At 63.2% G+C, this 18,654-nt stretch carries 13 protein-coding genes; 10 read left to right on the top strand and 3 right to left on the bottom strand.

Annotated elements, in window-relative coordinates:
* Positions 1-6: 6 nt before the first annotated feature.
* Positions 7-2,721 (bottom strand): ATP-binding protein, encoded by a 2,715-nt coding sequence (locus ACYQ00_RS03260; RefSeq protein WP_460030747.1) that lies wholly within the window; start codon positions 2,719-2,721, stop codon positions 7-9.
* Positions 2,722-2,907: 186 nt separating this feature from the next.
* Here ACYQ00_RS03260 and ACYQ00_RS03255 point away from each other — a divergent pair, with 186 nt between their 5' ends.
* The 9 genes from ACYQ00_RS03255 to ACYQ00_RS03215 all read left to right on the top strand — a co-directional run bounded on the left by ACYQ00_RS03255 (position 2,908) and on the right by ACYQ00_RS03215 (position 14,451).
* Positions 2,908-4,497: a PAS domain-containing sensor histidine kinase gene (locus ACYQ00_RS03255; RefSeq protein ID WP_460030746.1), complete on the top strand. Its 1,590-nt coding sequence runs from the start codon at positions 2,908-2,910 to the stop codon at positions 4,495-4,497.
* A 2-nt stretch (positions 4,498-4,499) separates the two neighbouring features.
* The gene (locus ACYQ00_RS03250) at positions 4,500-5,975 is read left to right on the top strand and encodes a sigma-54-dependent transcriptional regulator (protein ID WP_460030745.1); all 1,476 of its coding nucleotides are present in this window, start codon (positions 4,500-4,502) and stop codon (positions 5,973-5,975) included.
* 263 nt (positions 5,976-6,238) lie between these two features.
* Positions 6,239-7,480: a type III sulfide quinone reductase, selenoprotein subtype gene (gene sqr, locus ACYQ00_RS03245; RefSeq protein WP_460030744.1), complete on the top strand. Its 1,242-nt coding sequence runs from the start codon at positions 6,239-6,241 to the stop codon at positions 7,478-7,480.
* Positions 7,481-7,495: 15 nt separating this feature from the next.
* Complete coding sequence (locus tag ACYQ00_RS03240) at positions 7,496-8,143, top strand: DUF1641 domain-containing protein (protein WP_460030743.1); 648 nt, start codon at positions 7,496-7,498, stop codon at positions 8,141-8,143.
* Positions 8,144-8,177: 34 nt separating this feature from the next.
* On the top strand, positions 8,178-8,534 hold the full coding sequence (locus tag ACYQ00_RS03235; protein ID WP_460030742.1) for a response regulator: 357 nt from the start codon (positions 8,178-8,180) through the stop codon (positions 8,532-8,534).
* Between the two features lie 257 nt (positions 8,535-8,791).
* On the top strand, positions 8,792-10,756 hold the full coding sequence (locus ACYQ00_RS03230) for a response regulator (RefSeq protein WP_460030741.1): 1,965 nt from the start codon (positions 8,792-8,794) through the stop codon (positions 10,754-10,756).
* Positions 10,757-13,090 (top strand): two-component system sensor histidine kinase NtrB, encoded by a 2,334-nt coding sequence (locus ACYQ00_RS03225; RefSeq protein ID WP_460030740.1) that lies wholly within the window; start codon positions 10,757-10,759, stop codon positions 13,088-13,090. It abuts the gene before it with no gap.
* 193 nt (positions 13,091-13,283) lie between these two features.
* Positions 13,284-13,649: a DsrE family protein gene (locus ACYQ00_RS03220; protein WP_460030739.1), complete on the top strand. Its 366-nt coding sequence runs from the start codon at positions 13,284-13,286 to the stop codon at positions 13,647-13,649.
* Between the two features lie 76 nt (positions 13,650-13,725).
* Positions 13,726-14,451: an N-acyl homoserine lactonase family protein gene (locus ACYQ00_RS03215; protein ID WP_460030738.1), complete on the top strand. Its 726-nt coding sequence runs from the start codon at positions 13,726-13,728 to the stop codon at positions 14,449-14,451.
* A 102-nt stretch (positions 14,452-14,553) separates the two neighbouring features.
* On the opposite strand, the gene ACYQ00_RS03210 is transcribed toward ACYQ00_RS03215, so the two are convergent.
* Entirely contained in the window at positions 14,554-16,593 is a 2,040-nt protein-coding gene (locus ACYQ00_RS03210; RefSeq protein WP_460030737.1) for a methyl-accepting chemotaxis protein, read from the bottom strand.
* A gap of 223 nt (positions 16,594-16,816) precedes the next feature.
* The gene (locus tag ACYQ00_RS03205) at positions 16,817-17,506 is read right to left on the bottom strand and encodes a PilZ domain-containing protein (protein WP_460030736.1); all 690 of its coding nucleotides are present in this window, start codon (positions 17,504-17,506) and stop codon (positions 16,817-16,819) included.
* Between the two features lie 248 nt (positions 17,507-17,754).
* Between ACYQ00_RS03205 and folE2 the strand changes: the two genes are divergently transcribed.
* Entirely contained in the window at positions 17,755-18,594 is an 840-nt protein-coding gene (gene folE2 / locus ACYQ00_RS03200) for a GTP cyclohydrolase FolE2 (RefSeq protein ID WP_460030735.1), read from the top strand.
* The last annotated feature ends 60 nt before the right edge of the window (positions 18,595-18,654 follow it).

Below are 18,654 nucleotides of genomic sequence, written 5' to 3'. Positions count from 1 at the left end.
GGCCAGTTATGCCCCCGGAGTCCAGCGCCGGCAACTGGTCACGGCCTCCAGCAGTTTTTCCGCAGCCAGGGGCTTTTCCAGGTAGCTGTCCATGCCGGCCTGCAGGAAGCGCTCCCGGTCGCCCCGCATGGCATGGGCGGTCAGGGCGATGATGGGGATGTCCCGCAGGGCCTCGCCGACTTCGCCGGCCCGGATCCGCCGTGTGGCCTCCAGTCCATCGACCATGGGCATCTGAATATCCATAAGAATGCAGTTGCATGGCGTGCGCTGCAGCAGCTCCAGGGCCTGCGCTCCGTTCTCCGCACAGGTGACGAGGTGTCCGGCCTGGGAGAGCAGCCGGTGGGCCACCATGCGGTTGAGGTCATCGTCCTCGGCCACCAGCACATGCAGCGGCGTCTCGTCGGAAGCCGTGGCCGGCGAGAGCGGGGCGGCCGCAGGCGGCTGGTTGTGCTCGCGCGGCGGCAGGGCGGGCGCTGTCTCGACTGACGCAGACTGGTCAGGCAGCGCCAGGGGAGTCATTACATGAATGCTGGTGCCTTCGCCAGGGAGAGAATCCACGGTGATGTGGCCGCCCATCAGCTCGGTGAGCCGGCGGACAATGGCCAACCCCAGGCCGGCGCCCCGGTCGGCGCTGTGGGTGGTGAGGGAGGTGCTGGCGTCCAGCTGGGCAAAAGGGGAGAACAGATCGGATAGTTTATCCGGGGGAATGCCAATGCCTGTGTCATGAACGCTGATGAGCATGCGTGGCTGGGACTCCTGGCTTGGAGAGAGGGCGGTCAACTCAACCCGCACCTGCCCCTGTTCCGTGAATTTGATGGCATTGTTGACCAGATTGAACAGAATTTGCCGCAGCCGGATCTCGTCTCCCACCAGCACCGCAGGGAGGTCCGGGTCCACCCGCATGGACAGGGAGAGCCCTTTTTGCGAGGCCGGGCCGGTGAACAGTTCCAGCACGGCGTCCTGCAGATCCTGCACCCGGAAGGGGGCCGGATGCAGCGCCAGGCGGCCCGACTCCACCTGGGAGAGATCCAGGATATCCGAGAGCAGGCGGGTAAGCCGCCGTGAGGAGTGGATGGCTTTTTCCACATACAGGTGCTGATCCGCCGAAAGGGCCGTGAGCTGCAGCAGCTGCAGCATGCCGAGGATGCCGTTCAACGGGGTGCGGATCTCGTGGCTCATGTTGGCCAGAAATATGGATTTGGCGGCGTTGGCCTCCTCGGCCACTCGCTGGGCCTTGCGGGCTTCGGCCTCGGCCTGTTTGAGGCCGGTCAGATCCACATCCAGGCAGAACATTTCCAGCCGGTCGCCCACCTCCACGCGCACGTGGCTGGAAAAGACCGGGGCCAGGGTGCCGTCCTTGCGTTGGAGCTCCAGTTCTGCCGCCGGGATGATGAAGTCCGTGGTGCCCATGCGGTGTACGAATTCGCGCACCTGCGGCCGCATGGCCGGCGGGATGATCAGCTCCACCAGATCCCTGCCCATCGCTTCCTCGGCGGTGTAGCCGTACAGCAACTCGGAGGCCTTGTTCCAGTACACCACCTTGCGGTCCATGGAGTAGCCCTGCACGGCCACGGTCTCCACCACATCCAGCAGCTTGCGGAAGCGTTCCTCGCTCAGACGAAGGGCTTCCTCGGCCTTGTTCCGGTCCGCATCGTGGGACTGGATGCGTTCGGCCATGGCGTCGAAGGTGCGAGCCAGCTGGCCAAGATCATCCTCGCGGTGCGGCAGGCCGGTGCGGGCGGAAAAATCGCCACGGCCCAACGCCGTGGCCGCCCGGGAAATGGCCGTCAGCTGGCGGACCACGGCGGCGTTGCCATACAGGTAGGCGCCACCACAACCGAGCAGGGCAACCAGCAGCCACAGGGCGATGCTGCGCCGGGAAATTTCCTTGGTAGTCTCCAAGGCCACGGTTTTGGGCAGACCGGCCACGCAGTAGATGTAGGGCGGCTCATCCGGCCGCAGTCGCAGGCGCTTCCATCCCAAGTAACGTTCCACCCCATCCGAGCCTGTCTGCTGCATGACGCCTTCATCTGCTGCAGGTGAGGAGATGCCCGCCCAGACCACTGGATTGATTGGCTTGCCAGGTACATTGGTGGGGGCCGGCGGATGATAGAACAGCCGGATGCCCTCATGGTCCGTGATGCCCAGGATAACCTGCTGTGGTGCGCCGACCTCATCCAGATAGCCCGCGTACGAATCAAGCTTGAGCGCGGCAGTGATGACGGCCACAACCTGGCCCTGTTCGTCGAATACCGGCAGGGAGAGGGGAAAGGCATTTTCGTGGGTGGACCTGGAAATGATGAATTCTCCGGCGGAGAATCTCCCGGTGGTCAGTGCCTCCTGGAAGTGCTTGCGGTCGGCCAGGTTGATGGGGTCAAAAGGTACGCCCGAGGCAAAGACATCCCCTGTGGAATCTGCGGCCACGATGTTTGTATAGTCGGAATGTGTCTTCAGAATCTGCGCGAACAATCTGGCGCAGGCTGCGGCATCGCGGTCGCGCACGCTATCCATCAGGGCCAGCACGTTCAGCAACTGGCGGGTGGACTCCACATGACGTTGCTGGACCTCCGCAATGCCTTTGGCGAGAAGCAGCATGCTGGCTTTCGCGTCGATGACCCGCTGCTGGCGCTGCTCCCAGCCATTATACAGGAGAATGCATAACGCAGGCAGGGCGGATAGTGCCGTGAGCAGCACAATGCGTGAGCGAGTCGACCCCAGCATGCATCCCCCCTGACAAGTCCATGCAAAACACAGTCACACCCTATTGCACTTTTTGTTGTGCAGCAACTGGCTGTGAGGTGTTTCGCCGGTGGTGTGGTGAAATAGGGATGCCGGGGGCTGGGGTTTCTCCTTGCCAAGTGCGGCCGGCTGGGATACGGGATCAAATTCATACCAAACGAGGCTGATATGCGCTGCGCTCCCCCACCTGCTTCTTTGGCCCCCTCTTTGGCTGCCGTGTACGACGCCCTGCCCGTGGGAGTGCTCCTGGCCAATCAGGCCGATGATATCGTCTTCGTCAACCGCGAGTTCCACCGCGTGACCGAAGTGACGCCCAGGGACCTGGAATTCATGTGTTTTCTGGATGTGCTGTCCATCTTTTGCCTGGGCATGTGCGCGTCCATGCCGGAGATCAACTGCCCGCGGAACAAGTGGCTCAATGTGGAACGCTCCATCGCCCGGGCCGACGGCTCCATTGGCTGGGTGCGCATCCACTGCGGCGCAGTGGAAGTGGAAGGCCAAACGCTGCAGCAGCTCATCGTGGAAGATGTGACTAGGTATCGGGATTGCATTGATGGTCTCCTGAACCGCAAAAAGAAATACCAAAGCATCCTGGAAAAACGCCCGGATCCGATTTGCTGTTTCCTGCCTGATTTTTCCATCACCTATGCCAATGCCTCCTGCTGCCGTTGCGTTGGTCGGCGGCGCAATGAATGTGTGGGCGAGAATCTTCTGCTGGCCCTGCCGCCGTCGGTGCGGGAAGGCTTCCACGCCGCCGTGGCCTCCATCAGCCCCGAACGCCCCGTAGCCGAGGTGGAACAGCGCCTTGAAGACGCCGGCAGCCTGGGGCCCCTGGAAGACCGGCCCATGTGGATTCGTTGGGTGGTACAGGGATTTTTCTATAAAACCGGGCACGTGCGCGAGTATCAGGCCGTGGGCATGGACATTTCCGATCAGAAGCTGGCCGAGAGCCGGGTGCTGCATGCGGACCGGCTGCTCTCCCTGGGGGCCTTGGTCTCCGAAGTGGCGCACGAGATCAACAATCCCAATAACTTCATCATGCTCAACGCTCCGTTGCTCATGGATCTCTGGTGGCGGCTGCAGCCGGCGCTGGAACGACTGCGCGGCGAGGAGCTGGAGCCGGGCGCGGGGGAGGTGGGCATTCCGGAGATTGTGGATTTTGTCCCCCAGCTTTTACAGGGCGTGATTGAGGGGTCCACGCGCATCAATCGCATCGTCAAGGAACTCAAGCAATACAGCCGACAGGACGTGGATGGCGGCTTTGAGCTGCTGAGCGTCAATGAAGTGGTCCAGGCCGCGACCCTGCTCATGCACAAGAACATCGGCCGCCGCACCAGGCGTTTCGACGTGCGGTATGCTTCTGGATTGCCCCTGGTCCGCGGGCGTCGCCAACGACTGGAGCAGGTGGTGGTCAATCTGCTGCAGAACGCCTGCCACGCCCTGGAGCACGAGGGGCAGGGTCTTGTGGTGGAAACCAGGCATGACCCGGAGGCCGGCGCGGTGGAAATCGTGGTCACGGACGAGGGGGTGGGCATCGCGCCTGAGGCCCTGCCCCTGGTGACGCAGCCGTTTTATTCCACCAAAGGTCAGCAGGGAGGCACCGGGCTGGGCTTGTCCATTTCCCTGTCCATTGCCCGGGAGCACGGCGGGCGGCTGGAGCTGGAATCCGCTCCCGGTCGGGGCACGCAGGCCCTGCTGGCCCTGCCCGTGGCCTTGCCCGTGGTCTTTCCAGGACCGTTGCCTGGAGCAAGGGGCTGACCATGGCCGCAGACACCAAGCATCCCCTGGCGCCCATCCTCATCGTGGACGACGAGGAGCAGGCCCTGACCAGCTATGCCCTGAACCTGCGCTTTTCCGGCATCACCAACACCATTCTCTGCTCAGACAGCCGCACCGTGCCCGAGCTGCTCTCCACCCGGCCGTTTTCGCTGGTGATGCTGGATTTGTCCATGCCGCACACCAGCGGCGAGGAGATCCTGGCCCACATCCGCGAGCAGGGCCTGGACGTGCCGGCCATCGTCCTTACCGGGCACAACGAGGTGGAGACGGCCGTGCGCTGCATGCAGGCCGGCTCGTTGGATTATCTGGTCAAACCTGTGGACCGCGGCCGGCTGCTGGCCGCCGTGACCCAGGCGCTGGAGCGGCGGGGGCAGGCGGACAGGGCCTCCCTCACTGCAGGGGGCGGTGCCTTGGTGGCCGGCGCAAAGCCTGGCGCTGCCGTTGCGGCAGAGGAGGGGGCGCAGCTGCTGACCCGCAGCCCGGCCATGCGCGAGGTGCTGACCCAGCTGGCTGCCGTGGCCCGGTCCCGCGAGCCGGCGCTCATCGTGGGCGAGACCGGCGTGGGCAAGGAGCTGGCCGCCCGGGCCATTCATCAGGCCTGCGCGGGAGACGCCCGCCACCGGCCCTTCATCGGCTGCAACGTGGCCGGGCTGGATGATGTCATGCTTTCGGACACCCTCTTCGGCCACAAAAAAGGCGCCTACACCGGCGCCCAGGGCGGCCGCAGCGGACTGCTGGAAGAAGCCGGCGACGGCACGCTGTTTCTGGATGAAATCGGCGACCTCTCCCTGACCTCACAACTCAAGCTGCTGCGCTGCATCCAGGAGCGCGAATACTATCCCCTGGGCTCGGACGCACCGCGACCCATGGACTGCCGGCTGGTGGCGGCCACCAACAAGACCGTGGCCGAACTGCTGGATCCCGCCGTCTTCCGGCGCGACCTCTTCTTCCGTCTGCGCACCCACCTGATTGTGCTGCCCCCCCTGCGGGACCGGCTGGAGGATCTGGAGCTGCTGGTCCCCCATTTTCTGGAGGAAGCAGCCAGGGAGACCGGCCAGTCGGTGCCGGAGATTCCCGAGGCCCTCTACGCCGAGCTTCGACGCTACGATTTCCCCGGCAACGTGCGCGAACTCAAGTCCATGCTCCTGCACGCCTGCACCCTGCACCGGGGCGGCGGGCCATTGGGGCTTGGGCCGGTGGTGGACTGGATGCAGTCCGTGCGGCAGGGGTTGCACCAGGCCGCGAGCCCGTTGCCACCGCTCCCGTCGCTGCAGCGCGGCCCTGCCTGCGTCCTGCCCACCCTCAGGCAGGCTGAGGCTCGCGTGGCCGAGGATGTGATTCTCCAGGCCCTGAAGCAGGCCGGGGGCAATCAGAGCAAGGCGGCGAAACTGCTGGGCATCTCCCGCCAGGCCCTGCACAAGCGCCTCAAGACCCTGGGCGACGTCAACCCAGGTTGACGCCTTGCACCGGGTTGACAGATCCTGCAACACACTGGAATAAAATACCAAACTAAATTCATACCAAAACAGAAGTAAAAAAAGGTTGCGCCTGCTGGGGGGCTCGGGGGATAGATTGGCGCAACAAGCTGAAATTCAATGCGGAAATTCTTGGCCCGTCCCTTGCTCATACGGCTCCATGCGCTGGCCGGCACCCGGCTGCTCCGGGAAGGCGGCTCGCGCACCACTGCAATCACCATCCTCATCAGGGAGCCGTGAACCACATGAAAAAGCTGTTGATCCTGGGATCTGGCGCCGGCGGCGTCATGGTCGCCGCGAAGATGGCCAAGCTGTTGGATCCGAAAGAGTGGAAGATCACCATCATCGACCGTTCCTGGCAGCATCACTACCAGGCCGGCTGGCTGTTCATTCCCTTTGGGATCTATTCCCTCAAGGACTGCATCAAGCCGCAGATGGACTTCATCCCCTCCAATGTGGAGTTTGTGCAGGACGAGATCGAGAACATCGACCCCGTGGCCAAGAAGGTCACCTGCAAGGGCGGCACCCACACCTATGACTGGGTGGTGGTGGGCACCGGCTGCCGCATCGTGCCTGATGAAATCGACGGCATGAGCGACGGCTGGCGCAAGGACATCTTCGATTTCTACACCCCCGACGGCGCCGTGGCCCTGGCCAAGAAGCTCAAGCACTTCAACAAGGGCAAGCTGGTGCTGAACATCGCCGAAATGCCCATCAAGTGCCCGGTGGCCCCGCTGGAGTTCGTGTTCCTGGCTGACTGGTTCTACATGATCAACGATTCGCGCTGCAATATCGAGATCGAACTGGTCACCCCCCTCACCGGGGCGTTCACCAAGCCCGTGGCCGCGGAAATCCTGGGCAAGCTCTGCGAAGACAAGAACATCAAGATTACGCCCAACTTTGAAATCGGCAGCGTGGACGTGGGCCGCAAGGTCATCGAATCCCACAAGGGCGAGGAAGTGGACTACGACCTGCTGGTCTCCATTCCGCCGAACTTCGGCTCCAAGGTCATCGAGGATTCTGAAATCGGCGACGCCATGGCCTACCTGGACACGGACCACCACACGCTGAAGTCCAAGAAGTACGAGAATATGTACGTCATTGGCGACGCGACCAACGTCCCCACCTCCAAGGCCGGCTCCGTGGCCCACTTTGAATCCGACGTGGTGGCCGAGAACCTGCACCGCGAGATCGAAGGCCTGGAACCGCGCCCTGAATTCGACGGCCACTCCACCTGCTTCATCGTCACGGGCTACGAAAAGGCCACCCTCATCGACTTCAACTACAAAATTGAACCCCTGCCGGGAAAATACCCCTTCCCCGGCCTGGGGCCCATGGATCTGCTGGGCGAGTCCTTCATGAACTACATGGGCAAGATGATGTTCAAGTGGGTGTACTTCAACCTCATGCTCAAGGGCAAGGAACTGCCTCTGGAACCCCAGATGTTCATGGCCGGCAAGAAGCGCATGGGCGCGTGCAGCCTGTAAGGAGGGTCCTGCATCATGAAGAACGAGGACCTGATTCTGCAAAAACTGGAGACGATCGAAGCCGAGCTCATGGAAATGCGCAAGTCCCGGCTGGAGATCCAGGAACTCAAGGACGACTTGAGCCCCCTGATGAAGTCGTCCTTCCAACACCTGCTGCGCGAACTCGGACAGGTGGATCACGGCTTCGAGCTGGAAGACGGGTTCCTCATGCTCAAGCGCCTGCTGCGCAACATGAAGAACATCGCCTACATGCTGGACCAGATGGAAAACGCCATCGAGCTCTTCCACACCATGGAGCCCATGCTCAAGAGCTCCATGCACAACGCCATCCGCTTCCTGGGCACCCTGGAAACCCGCGGCGTGTTCCGGACCTATGAAGCCATGCTCGAAGTGCGGGCCAAGGTGGCTGCCCAGTATGGTCCCGAGGACCTGGCCGAAATGGGCGACAGCTTTGTCGAGATGCTTGGCCTGCTCAAAAAGATGTCCAGCCCGGAATTCATGGAGTTTCTGAACAAACTCACCGAACTCCCGGCGGCCATGAACCTGAAGGACGCCGAGCCCATCGGCCTCAGGAGCATGGTCTCCGCCATGCGCGACCCAGCCCTGCGCGAAGGCCTGGGCGTGGGCCTGCAAATGGCCAAGTCTCTCCAGAAACTGAAGTAATCCGCCTGATTCTAAGGCGAATCACGAGGTGCATATGTCTAAGAAAGTGCTCATCATCGACGACGATCCGGATATCGTGTCCTACCTCAAGGACGTGTTCGACGAGGCCGGCTTCACCACGTTCGTGGCGAACAATGGCGTGGAAGGCCTGGAAAAAGCCCAGGTCCACAACCCCGACCTCATCACCCTGGACATGGACATGCCCGGCCGTGGCGGCACCCTGTTCTACGTCAAACTGCGCCAGGAACCTTCCCTGGCCGAAATCCCGGTCATTGTCATCTCCGGCGTCGGCCCTCGCCCGCCGGCACTCAACAAGAGCGTCCCCGTGCTCTCCAAGCCCGTGGACCCGCAAAAGACCCTGGCCCTGGCCAAGGAAATGGTGGGAATGTAGGGAGTTGGGAGAACTGGGGGGAAACCTTTCTTAAAGAAAGGTTTCCCCCCCCAGACCCCCCTTCCAAAGATATTTGAGGTGTTGGTGATGCAAGCGTGTTTCTCAATGCCCTCCCCGAAGGATTCATTTCTGTTGCGATCACCGCGTCACGCATCACCCCAGGTAAAAGTCTTTGGGGAGGGGGGTGTAGGGGGAACCCCTTTCTCCAAAAAGGGGTTCCCCCTACCATCCGTTCACCCTCCAGCCTGGAGCTGACCATGCATGACGGGTTGTCCGAGCGCGTCCTGATCGTGGACGACGAAGCCCCCATCCGGGAGGTGCTGGAGCTGTCCGTGGCCGACCTGGGCTACGAGGTGCAGACCGCGGCCCATGGCGAGGCGGCGTTGGCGCTCTGCGAGACCTTTGCGCCCGGCATCGTGCTCACGGACATCAAAATGCCCGGCATGGACGGCATCGAGCTGCTCAAGCGCATCAAGGCCGCCTGGCCGGACATTGAGGTGATCATGGTCAGCGGGCATGGGGACATGGAGCTGGCCATCAAGAGCCTGCAGCTTGAGGCCATGGACTTCATCACCAAGCCCGTGCGTGACGAGCTGCTCATCAGCGCCCTCAGACGCGCGGCGGACAAGATCGCCATGCGTCGCCAGCTTCGGGAGCACACCCGCAATCTGGAGCGCATTGTCAGGGAAAAGAGCGCCCGTCTGGTGGAGCTGGAGCGCCAGCTGGCTGTGGGGCAGGTGGTGGAGGGGCTTTCCTCGGCCATGAAGGGCCTGGCTGCGGCCTTTGACGAAGGGCCAAGCTATTTCAACGAACTGCCGTGCTTTATTTCCATCCATAACAGATACCTGGAAGTGGTGGCCGCCAACCAGCTTTGCAAGGAACGGCTGGGCAATCTCGTGGGCCGGCACTCCTGGGAGGCCTACGACGGCCGCGAGGGCAGCGGCAACGCCTGCCCCGTCTGGCAGACCATCGAGACCGGCAAGGCCCAGCGCAGCCGGGAGCGGCTGGTGGACAGGGACGGCGCCGTCATCCCGGTCATCGTGCACACCGCGCCCATTTTCAATCAAGAGGGGCTGGTGGAGCTGGTCATCGAGCTGTCGGTGGATGTTTCGGAAGTGAACCGGCTGCAGGAGGATCTGCGCGCGGCCCGGGAAAAGTGGCAGCGGCTCTTTGACGCTGTGCCGGCGACCATTGCCGTGGTGGATGAGGAATTCAGGATTGTGGACGCCAACCGCCGCTTTCGACACGATTTTGGCGAAACACGCGGCGAGACGGCCTTGGCCTGTCACGAGCTGTTTGGCCACCGCGACCACCCCTGCGAGCGCTGTCCCGTGGCCGAGACCTTTGAGGACGGGCGTTCGCATGAGAGCGAAACCGTGGTCCTGACCCGCAACGGCGAGCAGCGGCACGTGTTGGTGCAGACCGCCCCCGTGCGCAACGAGGCCGGAGAGATCGGCCTGGTGATGGAAATCGCCACGGATATCACCCAGATCCGCCAGCTACAGGATCATCTGGCCTCTTTGGGGCTGATGCTCGGCTCCATGTCCCATGGCGTCAAAGGGCTGCTCACCTCCCTGGACGGCGGCGTGTACAAGGTCGAAGCCGGCCTGCGCAAGGCGGATGACGCCAAGGTGCGCGAGGGCTGGGGCATCGTCCGGGACAAGATTTCCCGCATCCGCAAGATGGTCCTGGATATTCTGTACTACGCCAAGAGCCGCGAGCCCGAACGCAGCGAGGTGGACGTGGCCGCCTTTGCCCGCGATCTGGCTGGCGTCGTCGAACCCAAGGCCGCGGCCCGGGGCGTGCAGTTTGCCCTGGAAGCCGGCGCGGAGCTGGGGACAATCTGCCTGGACGAAACCGCCATGCATTCCGCCCTGGTGAACTTTCTGGAAAACGCCGTGGACGCCTGCGCCGAAGCCGCGCATCTGCAGCGGGTGGATCCGGCGGAAAAGATCGTCCGCCTGCGCGTGCAGGGGGATGCGGCCCGGCTGGTCATCGAAGTGCAGGACGACGGCGTGGGCATGGACCAGCACACCCGGGAGAGAATGTTCACCCTCTTTTTCTCCTCCAAGGGATCCCGCGGCACGGGGCTGGGGCTGTTCATTTCCAACCAGATCGTCAGCCAGCACGGCGGGCGCATTGTCGTGGAGAGCGAGCCGGACCGCGGCACGCGCATTGTCGTGACCCTGCCCCGGGGAGAGGCGGCAGGGGAGGGGGCCTAGATGCGCCGCGCCATCTTGCTGCTGCTGGAGCTGGCGCGTCGTGCCGCGGCCCATGCCCGCTGCCGGCTGACGCTCAAGCTGGCCATTCCCATTGTCTGCATTCTGTTCGTCTGCATCCTGGTCTGGAGTTTTTACCACATCCGCCATCAGCAGACCTTTGCCCGCCAGAGCCTCATCAACAGCGCGGACCGCGTGGCCAGCACCGTGCAGCTGGGCTTGCACTACGCCATGATGCTCAACTCCCGCCAGGATATCCGGGCCATTGTGGAGAACTGCGGCACCCTGCCGGAGATCCGCGGCATCCGTATTTTCAACAAGCAGCGGCAGGTCATGTTCTCGGCGGATGCCCGCGAGGTCGGGGCGCGCTTCTCCATGGCTGAACCCCTGTGCCAGACCTGCCACCGGTTCACCCCGGCCCTGCTCACGCCCACCCTGGAGCAACGGCTGTACAGCGAGGATGTGGTGGAGGGCGAGCGGGTGCTGCGCCTGGCCAGCCCCATCCTCAATGAGCCCGGCTGCTCCGACCCGGCCGGCTGTCACTTTCACAGCGAGGACGACACAATCCTCGGCGTGCTGGATATTTCCTTTTCCACCCGGGACAGTCAGGCGCTGGTGGATGAAAGCATGGTTCAGACGGTCTGGCTGGCGGTCATCCTTTTTCTGCTCTGCGCCGGGGCGCTGTTTCTGCTGGTGGTGGTGCTCATCAAACGGCCTGTCCAACGCATGCTGGAGGACGCTGCCGTGCTGGCCCGGGGCGAGCCGCTGACCACCCCGCCGCCCACCCAGGAAGATGAAATCGGCCATCTGGCCACGGCCATCCGCTCCATGGGCGGGGATCTGGTGGCCAAAAACTGCGAGCTCGCGCGCCAGCGCAACCTGTACCAGGATCTTTTCGAGGGCGTGCCCTGCCTCGTTACCGTGCAGGACCGGGATTACCGCCTGTTGCGCTTTAACCGGACCTTCCAGGAGCGTTTTTCCGCGGCCAAGGGGGAGTTCTGCTTCAAGGCCTACAAAAACCGCACGGAAAAATGCCCCGACTGCCCGGTGGAAAAGACCTTCGAGACCGGGCGTTGCATCACCACCGAGGAAAGCGGTTGCTACAAGGACGGCTCCAAGGCCCATTGGATCGTCCACACCGCACCGATTTACGATACGGACGGCCAGATTGTGGCGGCCATGGAGATGTGCCTGGACATCACCGAGCGCAAGGAGCTGGAGCGGGAGCTGAAGCGTTCCGAGCGCAAATATGTGGATATTTTCAATAATATTCCGAGTGCCGTCTTTGTGCTCGACCCCTCGGACCCGGCGGAGCTGACCATTCTGGATTGCAACCGCGGGGCCGTGCTGCTCTATGGCCACGAGAAACATGAGCTGGCCGGCATGCCTTTTCTGGAGCTTTTTGCCGGCGAGGAGGACCGCGCCCAGCTGGCCGGGGCCATCCTCTCCGGCCGGGGGCTGGATCAGGTCCGGCAGCGGGCCAGGGACGGCCGGGAATTTTTTGTCAGCATCAGCGTTTCGCGGTCGGAGTATTTCGACCGCACCGTGCTCCTGGCCACGGCCAGCGACATCACCACCCGCCTGGAAACCGAGCAACAGCTCATTCAGGCTTCCAAGATGGCCACCCTGGGCGAGATGGCCACGGGCGTGGCCCATGAGATCAACCAGCCCTTGTCGGTCATCCAGACCAGCATGGATCTGGTCCGCCGCCGTCTTTCCCGTGGCGAGCAGCCGGATCAGGTCCTGCTGACCCGCATGACCGGCCTGGCCACGGAACAGATTGAACGCGCCACGCGCATCATCAACCACATGCGCGAGTTCGGCCGCAAGGCCGAGCTGCAGCTGGAGCCCGTGGACCTGAACGCCGTGCTCAGAAAGGCCTTTGATTTCTTCGGCCAGCAGCTGGCCCTGCGCAACATCGAACTGGTCTGGGAACTGGACGACAAGCTGCCCCTGGTCCGCTGCGAGCCCAACCGCATGGAGCAGGTGTTCATCAACTTTCTGCTCAACGCCCGCGACGCCATTGAAGAACATGCCGAACGGCTGGAAAAAGCCGGCCACAAGGACCGGATCCAACGCCGCATCACCGTGAAAACCATCCATAATTCCGAATATGTGACCCTGCGCATCTCCGATACCGGCGGCGGCGTGCCTCCGGCCATCGCGGCGCGCATCTTCGAACCCTTCTTCACCACCAAACAGGTGGGCAAGGGCACGGGCCTGGGATTGTCCATCAGTTATGGCATCATCCAGGACCATGGCGGGCAGATCCACGTGTCCACCAACGACGCCGGCGGTGCGAGCTTTCACATCCGCCTGCCCGTGACCCGCGACTAGTGTGATGTCCACGAAACAAGGGGATAAGAATGCCATCGGATTTCGTGGAAGATCGTCAGCCGAAATGCGCGGATTCTGGCTGATTCACGGAGCATGCTGCTCCGGGGCCGCTGTGCCTGCGGCCCAGTGTTGCGTCTATTCTGTATGGATCATGCTAGAGGACGCAACACTAATCCACTCAGGGAGACGTCTTATGAGCAAGTATCTGTTCGTCCTGGCCCGGGGGCCCGAAGACGGCGGCCGCGTGGAACGCTGCCTGCGGCTGGCCCGCCTGGCCGTGCTCAAGGGGCATGAGGTCCGGTTGTTCCTGATGGACGAAGCCGTGCTCCTGGCCCAGCGCTTCATCAGTTCCCAGCCGGACAAACTGCCGGAGCTGGCCCCGGATTCCCTCTGCCAGCATCTGCAGTTCCTGCGCACGGCCAATGCCGCCATTCATCTGGATGTGAAAAGCGCCCGCCAGCGCCTGGGCGCCCGGACGGCTCTGCCCAGGGGGCTCTCCCTGATGAGCGACGCCGCCATGCTGGATCTGGCGGAAGAGTCCAGGGTGTTTTCATTCTAAGCAAAGCCCTGCCTGAGACGAGCGCGTGGCGCTACAGTCTTCAGCGGAGAAAGAGCTGCGAGAAGGAGCTGCGAACATGTCGTTTTCCATCACGCCCCTCCTGGTGGGGGTGCGCAATGTGGATCAGGGGATCATGACCTGGCAGCGCGGCTACGGCAAGCGTATCTGGTTGCCCATGTGGTCGTTCTTGTTGAAGGAAAAGGGAGGCGAAGGCCGAATCATCCTGGTGGATACCGGCCTGGAGGACTTTGTTCCCCCCCCGGAGTTCATGGATGATACCGGGCTTACGGCCCGGCTCATGGAAGACGCCCTGGCCGGGGCCGGCGTGGCACCCGAGGACGTCTGGGCGGTGATCAACACCCATCTGCACGATGATCACTGCGGCAACAACCTGCTCTTCCCAAACGCCAGGATTTTCGTGCAGAAACGTGAGGCCGAGGCCTGCCGAAATCCGCATCCCGTGGATTACCGTTATGATTCCACGTACATTGAAGATGTGGACCTGGTGGAGCTGGCAGGTGATGCGGAAATTCTACCTGGTCTGAAGGTTCTGCTCACCCCTGGCCACACCCCCGGCAGCCAGACCGTGGTGGTGGAGACGGACGAGGGTCCGGCCGTCATCACCGGCATGTGCTGCAACCAGGAGAACTTCCCCGAGGCCGGCCCGGCCGTCTGCCCTGGCGTACATTACGACGCCTGCGTGGCCTACGACGCCGTGCAGACCCTGAAAGCCATGCGTCAGGCCGGCGCGGAACTGTATCCCCTGCACGATCTGACCGTGGCCTCCCGGGGCCGGGCCTGAGCCCAGGCCCGCACCCAGGCCCGATTCCGGGCGCGCCCCCACACGCCCCAGTCCTCTGACGGTCCAGCGAGATCCGGGGCGTGTGGGGGCGCGCATGCGGCGTCAGCGTGCGTCTTTGAGCCGTTCCACCACGCGCTTGAGCTTGAGGGCCTGGTCGGCCAGCTCGGTCACGGCGTTGGCGGATTGCTGCATGGCGTCGGAGGTTTCCTGCGAAATCTGATTGATGGCTTCGATGGAACGGTTGATCTGCTCGCTGGTGGCGGACTGCTCTTCCGCGGCAGTGGCGATGGACCGGACCTGCTCAGAGGTGGTTTCCACGAGGTTGACGATGGACCCCAGCGCTTCGCCGGACTGCCCGGCCAGACTGGTGGCAGAGTCGATGGACGCCACGGCGCGTTCCACATTATCCACGTTCTTGCGCGTGCCATTCTGGATATCACGGATGGCGCTGCCCACTTCCTTGGTGGCGGTCATGGTTTTCTCGGCCAGCTTGCGGACCTCGTCGGCCACCACAGCAAAGCCGCGGCCAGCATCCCCGGCGCGGGCTGCCTCGATGGCCGCGTTCAGGGCCAGCAGGTTGGTCTGGTCGGCAATATCCGAAATGACATTCAGAATCTGCCCGATGCTTTCCGCCTGCTTGCCCAGGGCGGTCATGTCCGCCTTGAGGCTCAGGGCCTGGGTCTGGGCGTCCTTGATGCCGTGGATGACCTGATCCACCACGGTAGCCCCGCCCTCCGCCCGGCCCTTGGCCTTGTCTGCGGAATCTGCGGCTTCGGAGGCGCTGCGGGCCACTTCCAGCACGGTGGCGGTCATTTCCTCCATGGCCGTGGCGGTTTCGGTCACGCGGCGGCTCTGGTCCTGTGCTCCCTGGCTGGATTGCTCGATCTGCGCTGCCAGCTCCTCGGAGGCTGTGGTGACAATCTCCACAATGCTCTCCAGCTGGCCGGCCGCCTGGAGCATGCCTTCCACCCTGGCCCGCTCGGCAGCGGTGCGGGCCGCCTCGGCCTCGCGGGTGGCCGCGGCGGCGCGTTCGGATTCCGCCTGGGCCTGGCGCTGCTTGTCATCGGCGTCCTGGATTTTGTCCTTGAGGCTTTGCACCATGCTGCGCAGGCTATCACCCAACTTGCCGATTTCATTACGTCGCACCAGGGGAAGGGTGGCATTCAACTGGCCGCCGGCCACGGCTGCGGCAAAGCGTTCCAACTGCTTGAGCGGCTTGACGACAATCACGTCCAGCGCCAGAAGGGCCACGACAATCAGCGCCAGCACGGCCACGCCGCCCAGCACCAGCAGAAAATTGCGCTGGGAAATGGCCGCTGCTTCGATCTCATCCATATCCATGGCAAACGCGAGCACCCAGTTCCAGGTGGGCACCCTGGTCCAGACGGCCTGGCGTACCGTCCCCTCGGAGGTGTATTCGGTGCGGCCTTGCGGGGAAGCCAGAATGGCCGCCATGCCAGGCTCCTGGGAAACATCCTTGAGCAACAGCTCCGCGTTTGGGTGGGCCACCATGACGCCCTTGGGGGAGAGAATGAACGGATGGCCCGTGTTGCCGATGCGCACCCCCTCGACATACTCCTTGATGAGCCCGTCCAGGACGTAGGACATCCCGACACCGCCAACAGATTTGCCGGCATCGTCAAAAATGGGAGCCGTCACACTGACAATGAGCTTGCCCGTGGCAATGCTTTTGGTGGGAGCGGAACTGTAGCCGGGCTGGCCCGCCAGGGCCGCCTGGATGTATTCCCGGTCGGCCAGGGCGCTGAGTTTTGCAGCCTTGCCCTTGGCCATGGTCACTACCTGTGTGCCCTGGGCATTGAACAGGTACAGGGTGTTCACGGCGTCAGAGGCCATGGACAAGCCGGCCAACATGTCGGCGGCATGTTGTTCATCCCCCTGTCCGAGCAGCAGTTCGCGCAGTTCTGGCAAGCGGGCAACTCCCTGCACAAATTGCATCTGATACACGCCGAAATCACTGGCCGACCTGGACAGGGCCGAGGCCACCTGTTCCAGCTGCCCCTGGGCATCGGCAAGGCTTTTCGAATACGTCGTGGTTGAAACGAAATATACAAGGACGCCTTGGACAACGAGCACGAGGCTCCCAAGGAGAATGAGCAGCGTGGTTCTGATGCTCCTGGACATGATCACTCCTCTACAGGGGATGCAGGCAATACAGGTGGATGCAACCGGGCGCACCCTTGGGTGCGGGGGCAAGCCAGACCGCCACGCATGCCTTAAGGTTGATTTCATACAAAATCAGCCGATAAAAGCAATGGAGAAGATATGTATCAGACCGGATGAATAGGGAATGTCACGCAGTGTCGGGATGGGGTTAGCCTCGCGCTGCAAAACAGGGAGGTGGTGCTCAGTACAGGTCGTGCTCGCGCAGCTGGAGGCGGCCCTCTGGCTTTTCAAAGAGCACTTTCACGTGGCTGCGCTGGTATTGCTCCACCATAAGCCCGCGCTGGATCAATTCCCGCATCTGGCGCTGCAGGATTGGGCTGGAGAGGTCGAACCGGCAGCCCAGCAGGGTAGGGTTGTTGCGCACCACCACAAGCGGCAGGTGCTCCAGGGCGATTTGCTGCTGGAAGAGCAGATCGGCATACAGGCGTTCCCCGACGTGAAACTCGCGTTCCGGCGCGGCGATGGCCAGGCCGGCGCCGGTTTCGCTGATGTTGCGCACGTCGGCCACGCCTGCCAGCAGGCCGAGGTAGGCGCTGATGTCCGGCAGGGTATGCCGGGTGGCGGCGCGGCGCTCGGGGCCGTGTTCTTGCTGTGGGAGGAGCTGGGCGGGGCCGGGCGCAGGGGGCGTTGCCGGCGCCAGGTACAGGGAATCCACCCGGTTTACCGTGTTGCACCGGGAGCACCGGGCCAGCACGCCTGCGTGTTTGGTCGGCAGGCGGCGCTTGAGGCCGCAGCTGGAACAGGAGAAAAGCGCTGCATTGGGCTGGGGCGGCAGAATGCGATGCCCGCACCGATGGCATAGGAATGCTGACCGTGGATACACCGCACCCACAGCCAGGAATTCTCCGCATTCAGGGCAATGCATGCGCATGGGGGTTCCTCCTGTAATTCATATATATATTATACAATACTGCCGTTGGCAATCAAAAATACCGCCGCTGCAGGTGCTCCGAAGCAAGGGCCTGGCAGCCGCCGCGCAGGAATCCTGGGGCATGAACCTGGGGGCGGGAAAAAGGGAGTGGAGTTTTCTTTGCCTCCCTGTGCGGTTGCTGATACGGTGCTCATGGCAGCCGGCCGCTGGTGTGTGGCCGTGCTGACCTTTTGCCCGTGGAGCGTTGAGTGAATCCCCCGCCTGTATCGTCGCTGTTGCTGGAAGACACCCAGAGCCAGGCCGCGCCCTGGCCGATTTTTATTGATGCTGTGGGCGTGTGCGGGCTCCGGCTGCCCGTGCTTGTGGCCGACGCCAGCCGTGGCGCCCAGCAGGTCACAGCCAGTCTGACCCTCTCCGCCAGTCTGGCCCATGACGCCAAAGGCTCGCACATGAGCCGTTTTGTGGAGGCCCTGGAGTCCGCCCGGCGGCATGTTTTCACCCCCCAGCGTCTGGCCATCCTGCTGGATGACCTGCGTCGGCGGCTGCAGGCCCGGCAGGCCGGGCTGGAAATGGCCTTCCCCTTCTTTCTGGAACGCCCCGCCCCGCATACCGGCGCAACAGCCCTGATGGATTACAACTGCGTGTACGCCCTCTCCGCCATGGAAACGGGCCGGCAGTTCACCCTGACTGTGGAGGCTCCGGTGGCGGCCCTGTGCCCCTGCAGCAAGGCCATCAGCGACTATGGCGCGCACAACCAGCGCGGCCGCATCCGCATGGAGATCGTCCCCCGGCGCGATGCGGACGGCGGCTGGGAGGCTCCGGCCATCGAGGAATGCATTGCCCTGGCCGAGGCGGCGGCGTCCTCCCCGGTGTATCCGCTGCTCAAGCGACCCGACGAGCGCGTGGTGACCATGCGCATGTACGAGAACCCCGTGTTTGTGGAGGACATGGCCCGCCACACGGCGGCAGCGCTCATGGCTGACGAGCGGGTACTGGAATTTCGAGTCCATGCCGAAACCCTGGAATCCATCCACAATCACAATGCCTTTGCCCGCATCGCCTGGAAGCGGGAGGCACGGGAACTCTGAGCAGATACGCTGCCGCGCTTCCGGAGTGGCAAGCCTTCGTTCCCCTGCAGCACTCGCAAA

The organism is Megalodesulfovibrio paquesii (assembly GCF_054653055.1).
This window is presented reverse-complemented; position numbering and strand designations above follow the sequence as displayed.

What these genes read in the sequence shown, in the direction of transcription:
- ACYQ00_RS03260 (WP_460030747.1), bottom strand. Translation starts at nt 2,721, where the DNA reads ATGCTGGGGTCGACTCGCTCACGCATTGTGCTGCTCACGGCACTATCC.
- ACYQ00_RS03255 (WP_460030746.1), top strand. Translation starts at nt 2,908, where the DNA reads ATGCGCTGCGCTCCCCCACCTGCTTCTTTGGCCCCCTCTTTGGCTGCC.
- ACYQ00_RS03250 (WP_460030745.1), top strand. Translation starts at nt 4,500, where the DNA reads ATGGCCGCAGACACCAAGCATCCCCTGGCGCCCATCCTCATCGTGGAC.
- sqr (WP_460030744.1), top strand. Translation starts at nt 6,239, where the DNA reads ATGAAAAAGCTGTTGATCCTGGGATCTGGCGCCGGCGGCGTCATGGTC.
- ACYQ00_RS03240 (WP_460030743.1), top strand. Translation starts at nt 7,496, where the DNA reads ATGAAGAACGAGGACCTGATTCTGCAAAAACTGGAGACGATCGAAGCC.
- ACYQ00_RS03235 (WP_460030742.1), top strand. Translation starts at nt 8,178, where the DNA reads ATGTCTAAGAAAGTGCTCATCATCGACGACGATCCGGATATCGTGTCC.
- ACYQ00_RS03230 (WP_460030741.1), top strand. Translation starts at nt 8,792, where the DNA reads ATGCATGACGGGTTGTCCGAGCGCGTCCTGATCGTGGACGACGAAGCC.
- ACYQ00_RS03225 (WP_460030740.1), top strand. Translation starts at nt 10,757, where the DNA reads ATGCGCCGCGCCATCTTGCTGCTGCTGGAGCTGGCGCGTCGTGCCGCG.
- ACYQ00_RS03220 (WP_460030739.1), top strand. Translation starts at nt 13,284, where the DNA reads ATGAGCAAGTATCTGTTCGTCCTGGCCCGGGGGCCCGAAGACGGCGGC.
- ACYQ00_RS03215 (WP_460030738.1), top strand. Translation starts at nt 13,726, where the DNA reads ATGTCGTTTTCCATCACGCCCCTCCTGGTGGGGGTGCGCAATGTGGAT.
- ACYQ00_RS03210 (WP_460030737.1), bottom strand. Translation starts at nt 16,593, where the DNA reads ATGTCCAGGAGCATCAGAACCACGCTGCTCATTCTCCTTGGGAGCCTC.
- ACYQ00_RS03205 (WP_460030736.1), bottom strand. Translation starts at nt 17,506, where the DNA reads ATGCGCATGCATTGCCCTGAATGCGGAGAATTCCTGGCTGTGGGTGCG.